Annotated in this window: 13 protein-coding genes; 6 read left to right on the plus strand and 7 right to left on the minus strand. The window is 43.5% G+C overall.

What is annotated here, in order from left to right:
• Positions 1 to 50 precede the first annotated feature (50 nt).
• From PQ469_RS06665 to PQ469_RS06675, 3 genes are all read right to left on the minus strand, one after another.
• Positions 51 to 2,285, minus strand: coding sequence for a tetratricopeptide repeat protein (locus tag PQ469_RS06665; protein WP_274212241.1), 2,235 nt, complete (start codon positions 2,283 to 2,285; stop codon positions 51 to 53).
• Positions 2,286 to 2,502: 217 nt separating this feature from the next.
• Positions 2,503 to 2,709, minus strand: coding sequence for a hypothetical protein (locus tag PQ469_RS06670; RefSeq protein ID WP_274212242.1), 207 nt, complete (start codon positions 2,707 to 2,709; stop codon positions 2,503 to 2,505).
• Positions 2,710 to 2,930: 221 nt separating this feature from the next.
• Positions 2,931 to 3,263 carry a YnfA family protein gene (locus PQ469_RS06675; protein ID WP_090651094.1) on the minus strand — a complete coding sequence of 111 codons (333 nt, stop codon included), beginning with the start codon at positions 3,261 to 3,263 and terminating at the stop codon, positions 2,931 to 2,933.
• 94 nt (positions 3,264 to 3,357) lie between these two features.
• Here PQ469_RS06675 and PQ469_RS06680 point away from each other — a divergent pair, with 94 nt between their 5' ends.
• The 6 genes from PQ469_RS06680 to PQ469_RS06705 all read left to right on the plus strand — a co-directional run bounded on the left by PQ469_RS06680 (position 3,358) and on the right by PQ469_RS06705 (position 7,297).
• The gene (locus PQ469_RS06680) at positions 3,358 to 3,948 is read left to right on the plus strand and encodes a TetR/AcrR family transcriptional regulator (RefSeq protein ID WP_090651093.1); all 591 of its coding nucleotides are present in this window, start codon (positions 3,358 to 3,360) and stop codon (positions 3,946 to 3,948) included.
• A gap of 49 nt (positions 3,949 to 3,997) precedes the next feature.
• Entirely contained in the window at positions 3,998 to 4,369 is a 372-nt protein-coding gene (locus PQ469_RS06685) for a VOC family protein (protein WP_274212244.1), read from the plus strand.
• Positions 4,370 to 4,391: 22 nt separating this feature from the next.
• A complete protein-coding gene (locus PQ469_RS06690; protein ID WP_274212245.1) occupies positions 4,392 to 4,664 on the plus strand; it encodes a YciI family protein in 273 nt (90 codons plus the stop codon).
• A gap of 106 nt (positions 4,665 to 4,770) precedes the next feature.
• Complete coding sequence (locus tag PQ469_RS06695; RefSeq protein ID WP_090651090.1) at positions 4,771 to 4,989, plus strand: hypothetical protein; 219 nt, start codon at positions 4,771 to 4,773, stop codon at positions 4,987 to 4,989.
• Positions 4,990 to 5,494: 505 nt separating this feature from the next.
• Entirely contained in the window at positions 5,495 to 6,337 is an 843-nt protein-coding gene (locus tag PQ469_RS06700) for a ThuA domain-containing protein (RefSeq protein WP_274212246.1), read from the plus strand.
• A 96-nt stretch (positions 6,338 to 6,433) separates the two neighbouring features.
• Positions 6,434 to 7,297, plus strand: a complete 864-nt coding sequence (locus PQ469_RS06705; protein ID WP_274212247.1) for an alpha/beta hydrolase — start codon at positions 6,434 to 6,436, stop codon at positions 7,295 to 7,297.
• A 249-nt stretch (positions 7,298 to 7,546) separates the two neighbouring features.
• On the opposite strand, the gene PQ469_RS06710 is transcribed toward PQ469_RS06705, so the two are convergent.
• The 4 genes from PQ469_RS06710 to rhaT all read right to left on the minus strand — a co-directional run bounded on the left by PQ469_RS06710 (position 7,547) and on the right by rhaT (position 13,767).
• Positions 7,547 to 8,938: an FGGY-family carbohydrate kinase gene (locus PQ469_RS06710; RefSeq protein WP_274212248.1), complete on the minus strand. Its 1,392-nt coding sequence runs from the start codon at positions 8,936 to 8,938 to the stop codon at positions 7,547 to 7,549.
• A gap of 1 nt (position 8,939) precedes the next feature.
• Positions 8,940 to 10,214, minus strand: a complete 1,275-nt coding sequence (locus PQ469_RS06715; RefSeq protein WP_274212249.1) for a sugar isomerase — start codon at positions 10,212 to 10,214, stop codon at positions 8,940 to 8,942.
• Between the two features lie 193 nt (positions 10,215 to 10,407).
• Positions 10,408 to 12,528 carry a bifunctional aldolase/short-chain dehydrogenase gene (locus PQ469_RS06720; protein ID WP_274212250.1) on the minus strand — a complete coding sequence of 707 codons (2,121 nt, stop codon included), beginning with the start codon at positions 12,526 to 12,528 and terminating at the stop codon, positions 10,408 to 10,410.
• Positions 12,529 to 12,687: 159 nt separating this feature from the next.
• Positions 12,688 to 13,767, minus strand: coding sequence for an L-rhamnose/proton symporter RhaT (gene rhaT, locus PQ469_RS06725; protein WP_274212251.1), 1,080 nt, complete (start codon positions 13,765 to 13,767; stop codon positions 12,688 to 12,690).
• Positions 13,768 to 13,920 lie beyond the last annotated feature (153 nt).

Consider the following 13,920-nt stretch of genomic DNA (forward strand, 5'->3'; position numbering starts at 1 on the left):
TTGATATTATCTTAAACTTTTGCCATGAACAATGAACCATCAACCATGAACTATTTGCAATATTTAGCTATAATGGCAGGCGCGTCTTTCGAGCCAAATTCGGCGGCTTTGTTCATGTCGGCGCAGGCATCAGCCTTGTCGTTAAGGGCTATTTCGGCCAGGCCACGTTGCAGGTAGGCGCGGGCGTGTTTAAGGTTAAGCCTTATGGCCTGGTTACAATCAGCAACGGCACCGGTGGCATCTTTTAAATTTACTTTGGCCGCGGCACGGTCGGCATAGGTATCTGCGTTGTTTGGGTCGGCTTTTAAGGCTGCTGTAAAATCGTCGGTAACGCCTTGTGCATCGCCCAGGTAACTTTTGGCAATACCGCTATGGGCCAGTGCCTTTACATAGGCGGGGTTAATATAAACCGCGTTATGATAATCATCAGCGGCGCCGGTATAATCTTTTAAAATGAGTTTTAAATCGCCCCTGAATAAAAATGTTTCCTCGTTTGAAAATATAGAAACTGCCTTATCAAGATCTTTCATCGCGGCTTTATAGTTGCCCTGCTTGGTTTCTATATAACCCCTGTTTTGATAAGGTAACGCGGCAGCATCAGATATAGAATCGATTTTTAACGATGTATTAAAATCGGCCATGGCGCCCGTATAATCCTCCTTGCCGGCCTTAACCAACCCGCGTTTAAGCAATATGGCTGTGTTTTTTGGATCTTTGGCCAGGCCGGTATCATAATCGGCCATGGCGCCGGCAATATCGCCGGCAGTTGCTTTGGCCTCGCCACGGTGCAGGTAAAAATTTGAGTTGGCCGGGTTTAAGGCAATGGCTGCTGTAAATAGTTGTACGCCGTTAGTTGTATATTTATAAAAATCGGTCACCTTGCCCAGGCGTACGTAAGCCTCTTCTTTTTTAGGCGCTATGTTTATTAGTTTTTCGAAATCCTTTACCGCGCCATTTTTATCATTCATTTTATCCTTTTCAATAGCGCGGTTTAAATAGGCGTAGGTGTAATTGGGGTTTACCTGTATGGCTTTTGTATAATCATTTATGGCGGCTGTCATATCGCCAAGATCGCGGTGGGTATCGCCGCGCACCAGGTAGGCTTCGTCGCTTTTGCCGTTAATTGTTATTGCCAGGGCCAGGTCGGCCATTACGCCGGTTGTATCCTTCATGGCCAGTTTTGCTTTGCTGCGGCTTATGTAGCCATTAATATTTTTAGGGTCAATAGCTATCGCGGTATCGGCATCCAGCTTAGCTCCCGAAGCATCGCCTGCAGATAGCTTTGCGTATGAGCGGCTTTGGTAGGTTTCGGCAGTCTTGTTACCCAGCAAAATCGATTTGTCAAAGTCATCCATAGCAGCGGTATAATTTTTCGTGTTGCTTTCAACAATACCGCGGTAAAGGTATAGTAGCCCAAACCGGGGGTGTTGTTCAATTGATTTATTAAAATAATCAAGCGCACCTTTGTTGTCGCCCATTTTGCTTTGGGCGTTGGCCAGGTAAAGAAAAACGTTTTTGAGCTCGGGGTTTATAGATGCGGCCATTTTATAATCTTCAATAGCCCCTTTAAAATCCTGCAAATTGGCTTTGGCGTTTGCGCGATATAAGTAGGCCTCGGCGTTTTGAGGGTTCATGCTGATGGCCGTTGTATAATCGGTCACGGCCCCGCTTTGATCGCCTATGCTGGCTTTTGCGCCGGCCCGGTACCCATAAACGGCGCTTTTTTTAGGATTTAATTTAATAGCGATATCATAATCGTCAATGGCAGCAGCATAGTTTCCTTTGTTGTTTTTAGCAAGGCCGCGGTATTCGTAAATTTCGGCCTTATCGGGCGATAGCTGTAACGCTATTGTAAAATCGGCAATGGCGCCGGCATAGTCCTTCAGATTGGATTTTGCGTTGCCGCGATAGAGGAACATTTCGGCCGTTTTTGGTCCTAATGCAATTGCCTTGTTAAAATCGTCGATGGCAGCCTGGTAATCTTGTATATTACTTTCGGCATTAGCTTTATAAAAATAAGCGGTTGTAAAATCTGGCTTTAATTCAACGGTTTTGGCGTAATCGGCAATGGCCGATTTAAAATCACGGAGGTTGCCGTTTGCATTTGCGCGATAAAAATAGGCATCGCTGCTTTTATCGTTTAATTCGATGGCACGGGTGAAATTCTGAACAGCCGCCTTATAATCTTTTTCATTAGCCCTGGCGTTTCCGTTTTGAATATAGGTGCCGGCCGTTTGGGCAAATGTAGTAATAGGTAAAAGTAAGAGGAATAGGACTTTTTTCATTTAAGAAATGGCTGCTAATCAAATATCGACAAAAATACCGATATCGGTAGAGCAAAGGCCATACCGAAAGCCGATTCATTAAAATTCATGCTAAAATACCCATGGAAATAAAGTGGGGAGGAAATTTGGGGCATAATAGCCCCATTTGTAGCTGTGCGGCGTGGACTGTACCAAATTGATGCCGGTAGTTTTTAAGGACAAAGAGGCTTATTTTGTATTACTCTTCCAATATTTGACCTCTTTTTTTACCATAACTGATGATAGCAGTACAAATCAGGATGCAAAAAATGAGCCCGATTTCGATACCAATGTGGCTTAAAGGTATGCTGCCAGTGTTTTTTGTCAGTAAAATGCCCGCGTCCGGCAATAGCAACCCGAATAACGGGAAGCAAAAAAACATTCTCAATATTATTAATTTTTCCATAATTATTAACATTTAGTATGATAATACTAAGGTAGTGATTATTTCTTTATGATTTAAATAAAAATTAAAATTTAACTGTAGTACAAATCAAACCAAGGTTTGTTTGCCTGTTGGTTGCATTTTGTATGAAATATTTTTTTTGACGGCCAACAAGTACCGTATGCCGTTAATTTAATCAGCTTAAAGTATGCTGCCGGTGTTTTGAAAGGTGTTGCCGGTATTTATTTAGCGCGTGGTGTGAAAATTATAATACAGGCGCCTGCCAAAGCTATCATGGCGCCAATTATGTCATACTTGTCGGGCTTAAACCCATCAACCCGCCAGGCCCATATCAGCGCCATTAGTATAAAAATACCACCATAGGCAGCATAAACCCGGCCGAAGCCAGCCGATTGCCATGTTGCCACTATACCGTATCCCGCCAGTATAATGCCGCCCAAAATACCATACCAAAGTGGTTTATCTTGTTTTAACCATTGCCAGATAAGATAGCCGCCGCCAATTTCGCATAAACCGGCAAGTACGAAAACTACAAGGGAACGCAGGATGTTCATAGTGCAAAATAATAGTTTTTGAATAGGGATTTTGATATTTGGAAAAAAGAAAAATATATTTTTAAATAAGCGAACGCTCACTTATATTTGTTGTATGAGACCGCGCGATGAAAACAAGGAGTTATTGATACGCCAAAAAGCTATAGAAATGATAGTTGAACATGGTGTTGACGGTTTTGGTGTAAATAAACTTGCTAAGGCTGCGGGTGTGTCGCCGGCTACCATTTACATTTATTATAAAGATAAAGACGATTTAATAGTTCAATTGGGTATAGAAGTTGCCGGCAAAATGATGGATTACAGCTTTAAAGATTTTAGCCCGGAAATGGATTTTGCCGAAGGATTACAAATACAATGGCGCAACCGTATGGCATATTTTATAAACTTCCCCCTCGAGATGGAGTTTATCGAAATTATGCGTTATACCCAGTATTATGAAGAGGCAACTAAAACCATCACAAAAAACTTCGGATCGGTGTTGGGACCGTTTATGCAAAATGCTATCAAAAAGAAACAGCTTGTTTCGCTGCCGTTTGAGGTGTACTGGTCAATTGCTTTTGCACCTTTATATCAACTGATAAAATTCCATTTCCAGGGGCGTACCTATGTAAACAGCACTTTTAAACTCAGCGACGAGTTGATGTTGCAAACGCTTCAATTGGTTTTAAAAGCGCTTAAGCCCTAAAAAAATGACTTGTTAAAGAAGAATATTCAAAAAAAGAAGCTAAATACCTATGAAACTTAACCATATCAACCTGCCTGTTACCGATGTTGCCGCCAGCTGCGCTTTTTTTGAGCAATATTTTGATTTTGAATGTACCAGCAAAAAGGGAGACAACCAGATTGCCATATTGCAGGGAACCGATGGGTTTACGCTGGTATTAATGGCCAATAGTTTTAACCGCGCCGGCAATTCCGTATTTCCGGATGCATTTCATATTGGTTTTTTTGTAGATAGCCGGGAAAAGGTGACAGCGATACATAACCGGCTTTCGCAAGGTGGTTTTGAAGTAGGGCAGGCCCCGGCCAGTATGCGCGGCGGCTATGGGTTTTATTTTAATGCCCCTGGCAATATACTTACCGAGGTGGCCTGTAATAATATTTAATAAAAAAAGCGATTCATCATTTATGACACCAGCATCAGACTATAAGAACCCACACCATGTAATGTTGTTTTTTGAAGAAAACCAGGTTAATGATACCTGCATGGCCGAGCGCATTATTTATTATCAGCGCCTTAAAAACGCCGGGAAAGTTTTGCTCAGCGGCAACTTTTGGAACCAGGCGCGTAATTTTGTGATTGTACACGTAGCATCTGACATGGAATTGGAGCAAATTATTGATAATGACCCGGCGGTAAAGCAAAATATTTTAAAGCTGGTGCGGGCCATGCCTTTTTAATCTATCCTGGCACCCCGTTAAAACACCTATTGTGCTATGGGTTAAAACACGGGGTAATTACACTTGCATATGAACGCTGCCGGTGATAGTTTTGGTAAACTATACAATGGAGTCATTTGAATTAAAAGTTGATCAAAGAACCTATAAGGTTATACAGTCGGCTATAGGAAAAACTACAGTTTTTAGCGTCTTTAACCACTCTTCATTTCATACCATAACTAAGGTTGGCGCCGATTGCTGGGAGGTGGTTGAGCATCGCTTTGGCAATCATAAAATTCCCCTGCAAATAATAGGCAAACGTATCGACGATTATTTTGGTTTATAGTTAATATTATGCTTTAATAACCCTTTTTGGGTAATTTGGAGATGATTAATTAACTATAATTAAAAATATATTTTCTTTTTACTTATGATAATTGATTTTTATTGAAAAATTAGTATCTTGTAACTAAGATACTAACCCGTAAACCTATATTTAATATCCCATGCCTGGTTGCCCGGAAAGCCAGGCATTTTTATTTGGTGTATCCGTGTTTGCACGTAAATTCCCCGGTTATAAAACCGTAAAACCCGCATGGTAAATCCGTAATATTCCTGATTGTTTTAACATACAGATAGGATACTTTTGAACAATAAGTTATGTAATCAGGGACAATAGCTTAGGGGCAGCCGCCAGCAGTAATGCAGCGGCTGTTTTTTTGTTTTATATTTTAGCGATTGTACCAGATTTCACCGGTTTGATGCATGGCTACTTTAAATCTTAGTATGCAGGCGTCTGTTCATTTTAAATAAAATGATTAGTTTTATGGTAGTAAACCAACACATCAACCATGACTATCCGCAGTATGTCGAAACTTGCTGTACAGGCAACTGTGCTTTGTATATTTTGCCTTGGTTTTTATGCGGCACACGCGCAAAAGAACAAGCCTTTTAAAGTAATAGCTTTTTATACCGGCCGTAACGATAAGGCACACATCAGTTTTATGCACGAGGCCAATAAACGTTTCCCCGAAATGGGTAAAAAATACAATTTTACCTACGATTCTACCAGCAATTGGAGCAATATGAATGCTGCTTTCCTGGCAAAATACCAGGTAGTACTGTTTTTAGATACCCGGCCGGATGATCCTGCGCAACGTGCCGCGTTTGAACAATATATGAAAAACGGCGGCTGCTGGATGGGGTTTCATTTCTCGGCCTTTGCGCTTACACCATCAGATTATCCTCAAAACTGGAACTGGTATCACAACGAGTTCCTGGGATCTGGGCAGTATGCAAGCAATACATGGCACCCTACACCCGCTATTTTAAGGGTTGAGGATACCAAACACCCGGTAACCAAAGGCATACCGGTAACTTTTAAAACACAACCCAACGAGTGGTATCGCTGGGAGCATGATTTGCGTAAAAATCCGGATATCGATATTTTATTATCCGTGGATTCAACCAGTTTCCCGCTGGGTAATGGTCCTAAACCACATGAGATTTGGCACAGCGGCTATTATCCTGTTGTATGGACAAACAAAAAATACCGCATGGTTTACTTCAATATGGGCCATAATGATATGGACTATGACGGGGGCACCGACCGTACCTTATCTTACACCTTTGATAACGATACACAAAACCAGTTGCTTATTAATAGTTTGTTGTGGCTGGGCCGAGGGAAGTAGCTTCTCGGTCTCCTAAAGCGGAAGTTTAACCTTTTCAGGACGCTGATCACCGCAGCACTTTTATTACATTCGCTTTCTGAGCATGCTACCCACTTCATGAAAAAACTAAAACTATTGCACCGCCACATCCTCGCTTTAGAAAATAAAGAAGATGTTAATTTAACCGATATGCTTTGGCAACTCATCTGCTATTCGCCCAAAATGTCGCCAAGGTTACAGCAACAGCAATTGTTAGATGAAGCCCAAAAGTTTACATTGCCGGTTGATGATCCGCATTTTGCAAAATTGGTATTAAACTTTAATGGTTTTATTTGGGGCAACGGTAGTAAAAAGGTTTTGATAACCCATGGCTGGGGTTCAAAGGCCATTGATTTTGATGAGGTGATAGCCGGGTTAAAAGCAATTGACGATATCCAGATCATCGTCTTTGATGCGCCGGGCAATGGCAGTTCGGAAGGAGAACTATCCAACCTGATATTATTTGCAAAAGCTGCCGAGGCTATTATTAGCCGATATGGCGCACCGGATGTTATGATAGGCCATTCGTTGGGCGCTATGGCCAATGTTATAGCCATAAACGAAACTAATATTAAACCAGCCCTGCAGATCAGCATTGCCCCGTTAATTAAACTAAAAGAAAACTTTAAAGCCACCATGAATGCCGCCGAAGTACCGGTATCGGCACAGGAAAAGTTTTTTGAAAGTTTTAGGGAACTTTTTGAACTGGATGCTTCTTACTTTGATATCAACAATAAGCACATAACCGGGGCGCTAAAGCATTGGCTGGCTTTTGATAAGGAAGATAAAGTATCGCCATATGATTATCTGCAGGAGTTTTTGACCTTTAACCCGGATATTGTTACGCACGAATATTTTGGACTTGGGCACGAAAGGATTATTAAAGATGCCGGGGTTGTGGCGGATATTGTTGAATTGGTGACAGGTATTAAAAATAGGTGAAAGAGATTTGAAAATATGTTTTTGCGAGGAACTATCAGGTAAAACCTGAAAAAAATGGTTATGACGTGCAAGGGATATAGTTAAACAAATATTCAAAACTACCGTCATTGCGAGACACGAAGCAATCCCCTACATGCTAAATACCACATTGTTCGGGATTGCTTCGTGTCTCGCAATGACGGATATTTGATATTGATAGTCAATAGCTTACAATTGTGTCATTATAAGTAAGCAATGACATATGGAGTGTTAAGCAACTTCATTTTGTACCCCCGAATAATATTTTAATTCAATCAAATCATGCGGCAGCGTTTTACTATTCCAGCATGAATGGATAGCCAAAGCCGTGCCAACAGCCGTAGCCTGGGCCATTGACGCGGCGTAAACCTCCAGTTGGGGGTAGGCCAGCGCCAGCAGGTGCATGAATACGCTGTTTTTACTAAAACCGCCATCTACAAAAATCCTTTGCACTTTACAGCCTTGCAGTACGTAGTTAGTTGATATGCTTTGCTGATTAACAATATCTATCATCAGTTGGTGATATGCTTCAATATCATCGGCAAAATCATTTAGATTCCGCTGTTGAAAAACCGACTTTTGCAGTTCTCCATCTTGCTTGCTGTTCGTTAAGGCATTGTTACGCAGGTTTAGCTTTGCTGCAATCGCTGCATCGTAATTAATGGTACGGTAAATAATAACATCACGGCTAAAGTGGTCTGCTATTCGTTTTACCTGTTGTTCGTATTCGTACCCTGTAAACAGGCGCGATGCTTTTACCGGGCTGCCTTTGTATTGCAGGTAGTTAAGGCAATCGTTTTTTAGTTCATCAGCAGTAAGGGGTGTCTGGTTAAATGGATTTAAACTAATAGACCACGTGCCGGTTGATATGAGCACAAAGGGCATGTTAAAACTTACCAGGTAGGGGATAAGCGCTGCCGAGCTATCATGCAGGCCAACACCCACACAAAAAGTAGTACCCGGAAATACCGATGGCAGCACACTATCTGCCGGTTTTAGCGGGGCCATTTTAGGCAGTATGGCCTCATCTTTTACCCATTTGTGGTAGTCATTTGCAGCAAAATCCCAAAGGGCAGTATGACAGCCTATGCTGGTTAAATCGGTAACCATTTGGCCGCTTAACAGGTAGCTCATATATTGGGGCAGGTGCAGGGCGTATTTGAGCTTTTTAAAAACCTCCGGCTGCTGGTATTTAAGCCTGTACACCTGCAAACCCGAATTGAGGTTACCCAAAACCGGCGAGGCGGTTTCACGTGCAAACCGGGCTTCATCGCCATAGGTTTGGTAAAACTGCCTGCCTAATTCCGGCGGATATGGTTTAAGATAATTATACAATGGGGTTAAGGGCATGCCGTCTTCATCTACATAAACAAAGCTGGCGCCGTAGGTTGAAAAGTTCACTGCCTTCAGGTCAAACTCTTTATGCTTAAAAATCTCGCGCAGCGAGTCAAATACTGATAGGCGCAGACTATCGAGGTTTTCGCATGGGTCGCCATCTTCGTCGTGGGTTTCCGTGAAGCGGGCTGTTCGTTCAAAAACTATCTTGTAGTTCTCGTCGAACAGGAACAGCTTTTTGTTGGTTTTACCCACATCAAAAATAGCTATGACAGGTATTTGCGCCATGTTATAATCCGGTTGATACAGCTTTTGCTCCGCGCTCTTTAATCAATTGGTTACGTACCGCCTGTGTCCTGTACAAGGCAAGAGGATCCAACGCCCCACCGGCGCGTAAACGAGCCTCAGCTAATAACGGGCGTACATCAGTACGGTAAGCATGCTGTAATATTTCCTGTGCTTTAACTACATCATTATCCTGTTGCGCTTGTTTTAGTGCAGTGACATCAACCAATAAGGCCTGTGCGTAGGCAATTTTAATGGCTTCTACCGATTGGATCAGATCCTCGATAGGGTCTTTCACGTTATGCGATGCATCAATCATCCAGCCAATGGCTGTTGCATGGTTCATGCCGCGGGCGTCCATGCCCTCTACCAGTTCATTAAATATCAGGAACAATTGGTATGGATTGATGCTGCCAACAGTAAGGTCATCATCGCCATATTTAGAGTCGTTAAAGTGGAAACCGGCCAGCTTGCCTTCCATCAGCAATAAAGAAACAATTTGCTCAATATTGGTGCTGCCCAGATGGTGCCCCAAATCGACGAGGGTTTGTGCCTTGCTGCCTAATTTGGACGACAGCAGGTAGGATTGGCCCCAATCGCCAATAGTTGTCGAATAAAAATTCGGCTCGTAAGGTTTATATTCCACCCAAACTTTCCAATCGGCAGGTAGGGCCTCGTAAATTTCCTGTAGGCTTTCCAGCGTACGCTCAAAAGCGCCGCGCATGTTTAGCTGCCCCGGGAAATTTGATCCGTCAGATAACCAAACCGATAAAGCTTTTGAATCCAGCTCAACACCGTATTTTATAACTTCAATATTGTGGGCAATAGCCTGCTTGCGCACAGCCTTATCTACATGGTGGAGCGAGCCATATTTATAGCTCAGCTCCTGCGTTGCCTGGTCCTGGAAAGTATTGGAGTTAACCGCATCAAAATGCAGCCCCAGTTGTGCGGCGTGTGCTTTAATAGCATCCGCATTTTTAGGGATATCCCAGGGAATGTGCAGCGAAATAGAATTACTGCTGCGGTTTAATGCATGAATTAAACCCACATCTTCAATTTTTTCTTCCAGGCTGCGTGGTTCGCCACCGCCAGAGAAACGGCCAAAGCGTGTACCACCGGTACCTAAAGCCCAGCTTGGGATAGCTATGTTAAAATCAACCAGTTTTTTCAGGATGGTGTCCAACCCTTTTATATCTTCAGCAACAAAATTAAACTTACGCTGGTGCGCGGCTTGTTGCTGATGGTTAGTTTCTTCGATTATGCTCTTCTCTAATTGCATTATTTATCGGTTATAATTTTCTTCTCTTGTAAACTAAACTATGTCATTGCGAGGAGGAACGACGAAGCAACCTCGTAGCCATACATGTGCCGATTGCATGGCCGGAATGCATTTGGCGACGAGGTTGCCACGCTATCGTTCGCAATGACATAGTTCTCTAAAGACCATGAACCATGATCTATGAACCATTTGCTTAACGAACAAACGCCATTGCCACCCCACCATCAACATTCAACACGTTGCCGGTTGATTTGTTGAGCAGGCCGCCGGTAAAGGCGAAGCAGGCGTTGGCAATATCCGCTGGTAAAATTACCTCGTTTAATAAGGTACGTTTAGCGTAGTAGGCAGGCAGTTCGGCTACGGTGATGCCGTAAGCTTTTGCACGGCCCTCGGCCCAGCCACCAGCCCATATGTTGCTATCGCTGATAACTGCATCCGGGTTAACTACGTTTACACGAATGTGATCGGTACCTAACTCGGCAGCGTTTAAGCGGCTCAGGTGTAGTTGCGCGGCCTTGGCAGAGCCATAGCCTGCGTTGTTCGGTCCGCTAACTAAGGCGTTTTTGCTTACAATATTGATGATATCGCCACCGATAGCTTGCTTTTTCATGATGGCCACGGCCGCCTGCGTAATAAAGAACTGGCCTTTCACCAAAACATCATACAACAAGTCCCAATCTTTTTCGGTATGATCGCCAATGGATTTGGAGATGGATAAACCTGCGTTGTTAATCACAATATCCACCCCGCCAAAAGCCAGGGCGGCAACTGCCAAAGCCGAATCAATTTGTTCGCTATTGGTAACATCAAGCACGGCGGTAGCATATGAGTCTTTGCCGTACAGTTTTTTAAATTCTTCGCCTGCGCTTTCCAAACGTTCGGCATTCATATCGTTCAGGATCACAACAGCGCCTTCGTCAACAAATTTTTTGGCTATGGCTTTGCCTATGCCGCCGGCGCTGCCGGTTATTAAGGCAATTTTGCCCGATAAAGCCTTTGGTTTTGGCATGCGTTGTAGCTTGGCTTCTTCCAATAACCAGTATTCAATGTCAAATGCTTCCTGGCGAGGCAGCGAAGTATATTCCGATACTGCCTCGGCACCCTTCATTACGTTGATGGCGTTGGTATAAAACTCTGCTGCAACACGGGCGGTTTGTTTATCTTTTGAAAAGGAGAATAAGCCAACACCCGGATAAAGGATAATTACCGGGTTGGTATCCCTGATGGCCGGGCTGTTGTCGTGCTTGCAGGTATTATAATAATTGGTATACATTTGGCGGTAGGCCTCAAACGCCGGCGTCAGGCGTTCCTGTAAAGCTTTAACGTCGCTCAAATCTTCGCCGGGTGTAAGATCCAATACCAGTGGACTAATCTTTGTACGCAAAAAGTGGTCAGGGCAGCTGGTGCCTAACGGCGCCAAACGGTCAAGATCATTGGAGTTGATAAACTCCAGCACGCGGGCATCATCTGTAAAATGCCCAACCATATGGCGCTCGCTTGAGCAAAAACCGCGCAGGATAGGGGCAATAGCGGCAGCCTGTTTTTTTCGGGCGGCTTCGTCCAGGCTTTCAATTTTTTGACCGCCAAAAACAGAGGCTTTTTTGCCATAGTTTTCTTCCAGGTATTCGGCACAACGCTCAATTACTTCTAATGTGTTTACGTAGCTTTCATAAGCCGTATCGCCCCAGGTAAACAAACCGTGCGAACCTAACATGATGCCACGGATGCCTGGGTTTTCGTCAAGACATTGCTTCAATTGCAAGCCCAGCTCAAAGCCCGGTTTTTTCCACTCTACCCAGCCTATGGTACCTCCAAAAAGCTCTTGTGTTATTTTTTTACCATCTTTTGCTGCTGCGATAGCTATAGCTGCATCGGGGTGCAGGTGGTCAATATGTTTAAAAGGCAAAAAGCCATGTAAAGGAGTATCAATAGACGGAGCTTTGGAGGCAAGATCGTAAATGCAATGGTTAAACAATTCCACCATTTCATCTTCATATTCCACACCGCGGTAAACATTTTTAAGGCTGCGCAGCCGGTCGACATACAGGGCCGCCAAACCGCTTTTTTTCAACGTGCCAATGTCGCCGCCCGATCCTTTAATCCACATTACTTCAACATCACTGCCGGTTAAAGGGTCTTTGGAGATTACTTTGCACGAAGTGTTGCCTCCGCCATAATTGGTTAAGCGCAAATCGGCACCTAATAAGTTTGATCGGTATATTAATAATGCTACCTCGTCGCCGGCGAGCCCGGCTGCTTTGGCATCATCCCACAGGTAGCTTACGTGCTTAAATTGTGTTGTTTTGACAGACATATGTATTTAATTATTGAATTATCGAATTAGTGAATTGTTGAATTATTGAGTTAGTGATTTATTGAATTATTGAGTTAGTGAATGTTTACTGTTTAACAATTATTGATAAAGCCGCGTTGCCGTTCAACTCACTAATTCACTAACTCACTAATTCAGTCATTATTTTAACGAGTTACCGTAGCCTACCACAAGCACAGATAATATAATTACCGCTATGCCGGCTATAACCGTAGTAAAGGCTTTTTTGCTAACGCCTTTCCATTCTTTTAGCACCAGGCCCCAGGTGTTGGCTATCAGGATAATGAAGGCCATGTGTAAAATCCATGAACTGGCTCCGTTGCCCATTTTGCTTTCGCCCATACCGTAAAAAAAGAACTGTAAAAACCAGGTGGTGCCGGCCAGTGCAGCAAAAAGGTAGTTTTTAAGCAGCGGCGTTTTTTTATCGGTATAATTACCAAACGTTTTGTTGCGGGCGTTTAGCACCATGCACCAGATAAAGTTGGTGGTTAAACCACCCCATAATATAATAATGTACGTTACATTGTTTTGGTACAGAAAGTTACCTTGCCCGGGATGCCCGGCCTGCCAAAGGTGGTTTGCGGTATCGGCCATTGATTTACCCGCTTCGATGCCAAAGTTAAAGCAAGCGCTTAACACCCCCGATACTACAGCTACCAGGATACCCAGCCCAAAACGGTAGTCTTTGTTTTCGTTGGCGATGGTTTTATCGGACGATAGCTCTTTCTCCTTCATCATGCCGGCTTTACCGCATATAATTATACCTGCAACGCATAGCAATATGCCTAATAGTACAAGCTGCCCCCATTGGTTATGCAGCATCATGCTAAACGTATCCTTGCCCGCTTTTGGAACCAGGTCATAATATACCGATGGTATTAAAGCGCCGAATACCGAACAAAGCCCCAATATAATAGTACTGCCCAGTGATACCCCAAGGTATCGTACACCTAAGCCATAGGTGAGCCCTCCAATGCCCCATAGTAAGCCCATTAAGTAAGTCCACCCGATAACGGATGTGCTTGTATGGCTGATGATATTGGCAAAGCCAGGTATGGTTAACCATGCGGCCAGCGGCGGAACTATAAACCAGGAAAAAATGCCACCTACTATCCAGTAGCTTTCCCAGGCCCAGCCCTTAATTTTTTTGTAGGGAATATAAAAACTCCCCGAAGCGAACCCGCCGATAAAATGGAAAAAGACTCCAAAAATAATTTGCATACTCTTAACTGGTTTAAATTGGTAAAGCTAATGTAGGCAATAGTAATCCGGGAACTGTCATGGACTGTCATGAGTTAGGCGGGGCGGCAATGTAGAGGATTTTCGCGCAAAGACGCAGAGACGCAAAGTGATTTGCTTGTTTTATCTTAGCGT

The organism is Mucilaginibacter sp. KACC 22773 (genome assembly GCF_028736215.1).
Classification (GTDB): domain Bacteria; phylum Bacteroidota; class Bacteroidia; order Sphingobacteriales; family Sphingobacteriaceae; genus Mucilaginibacter.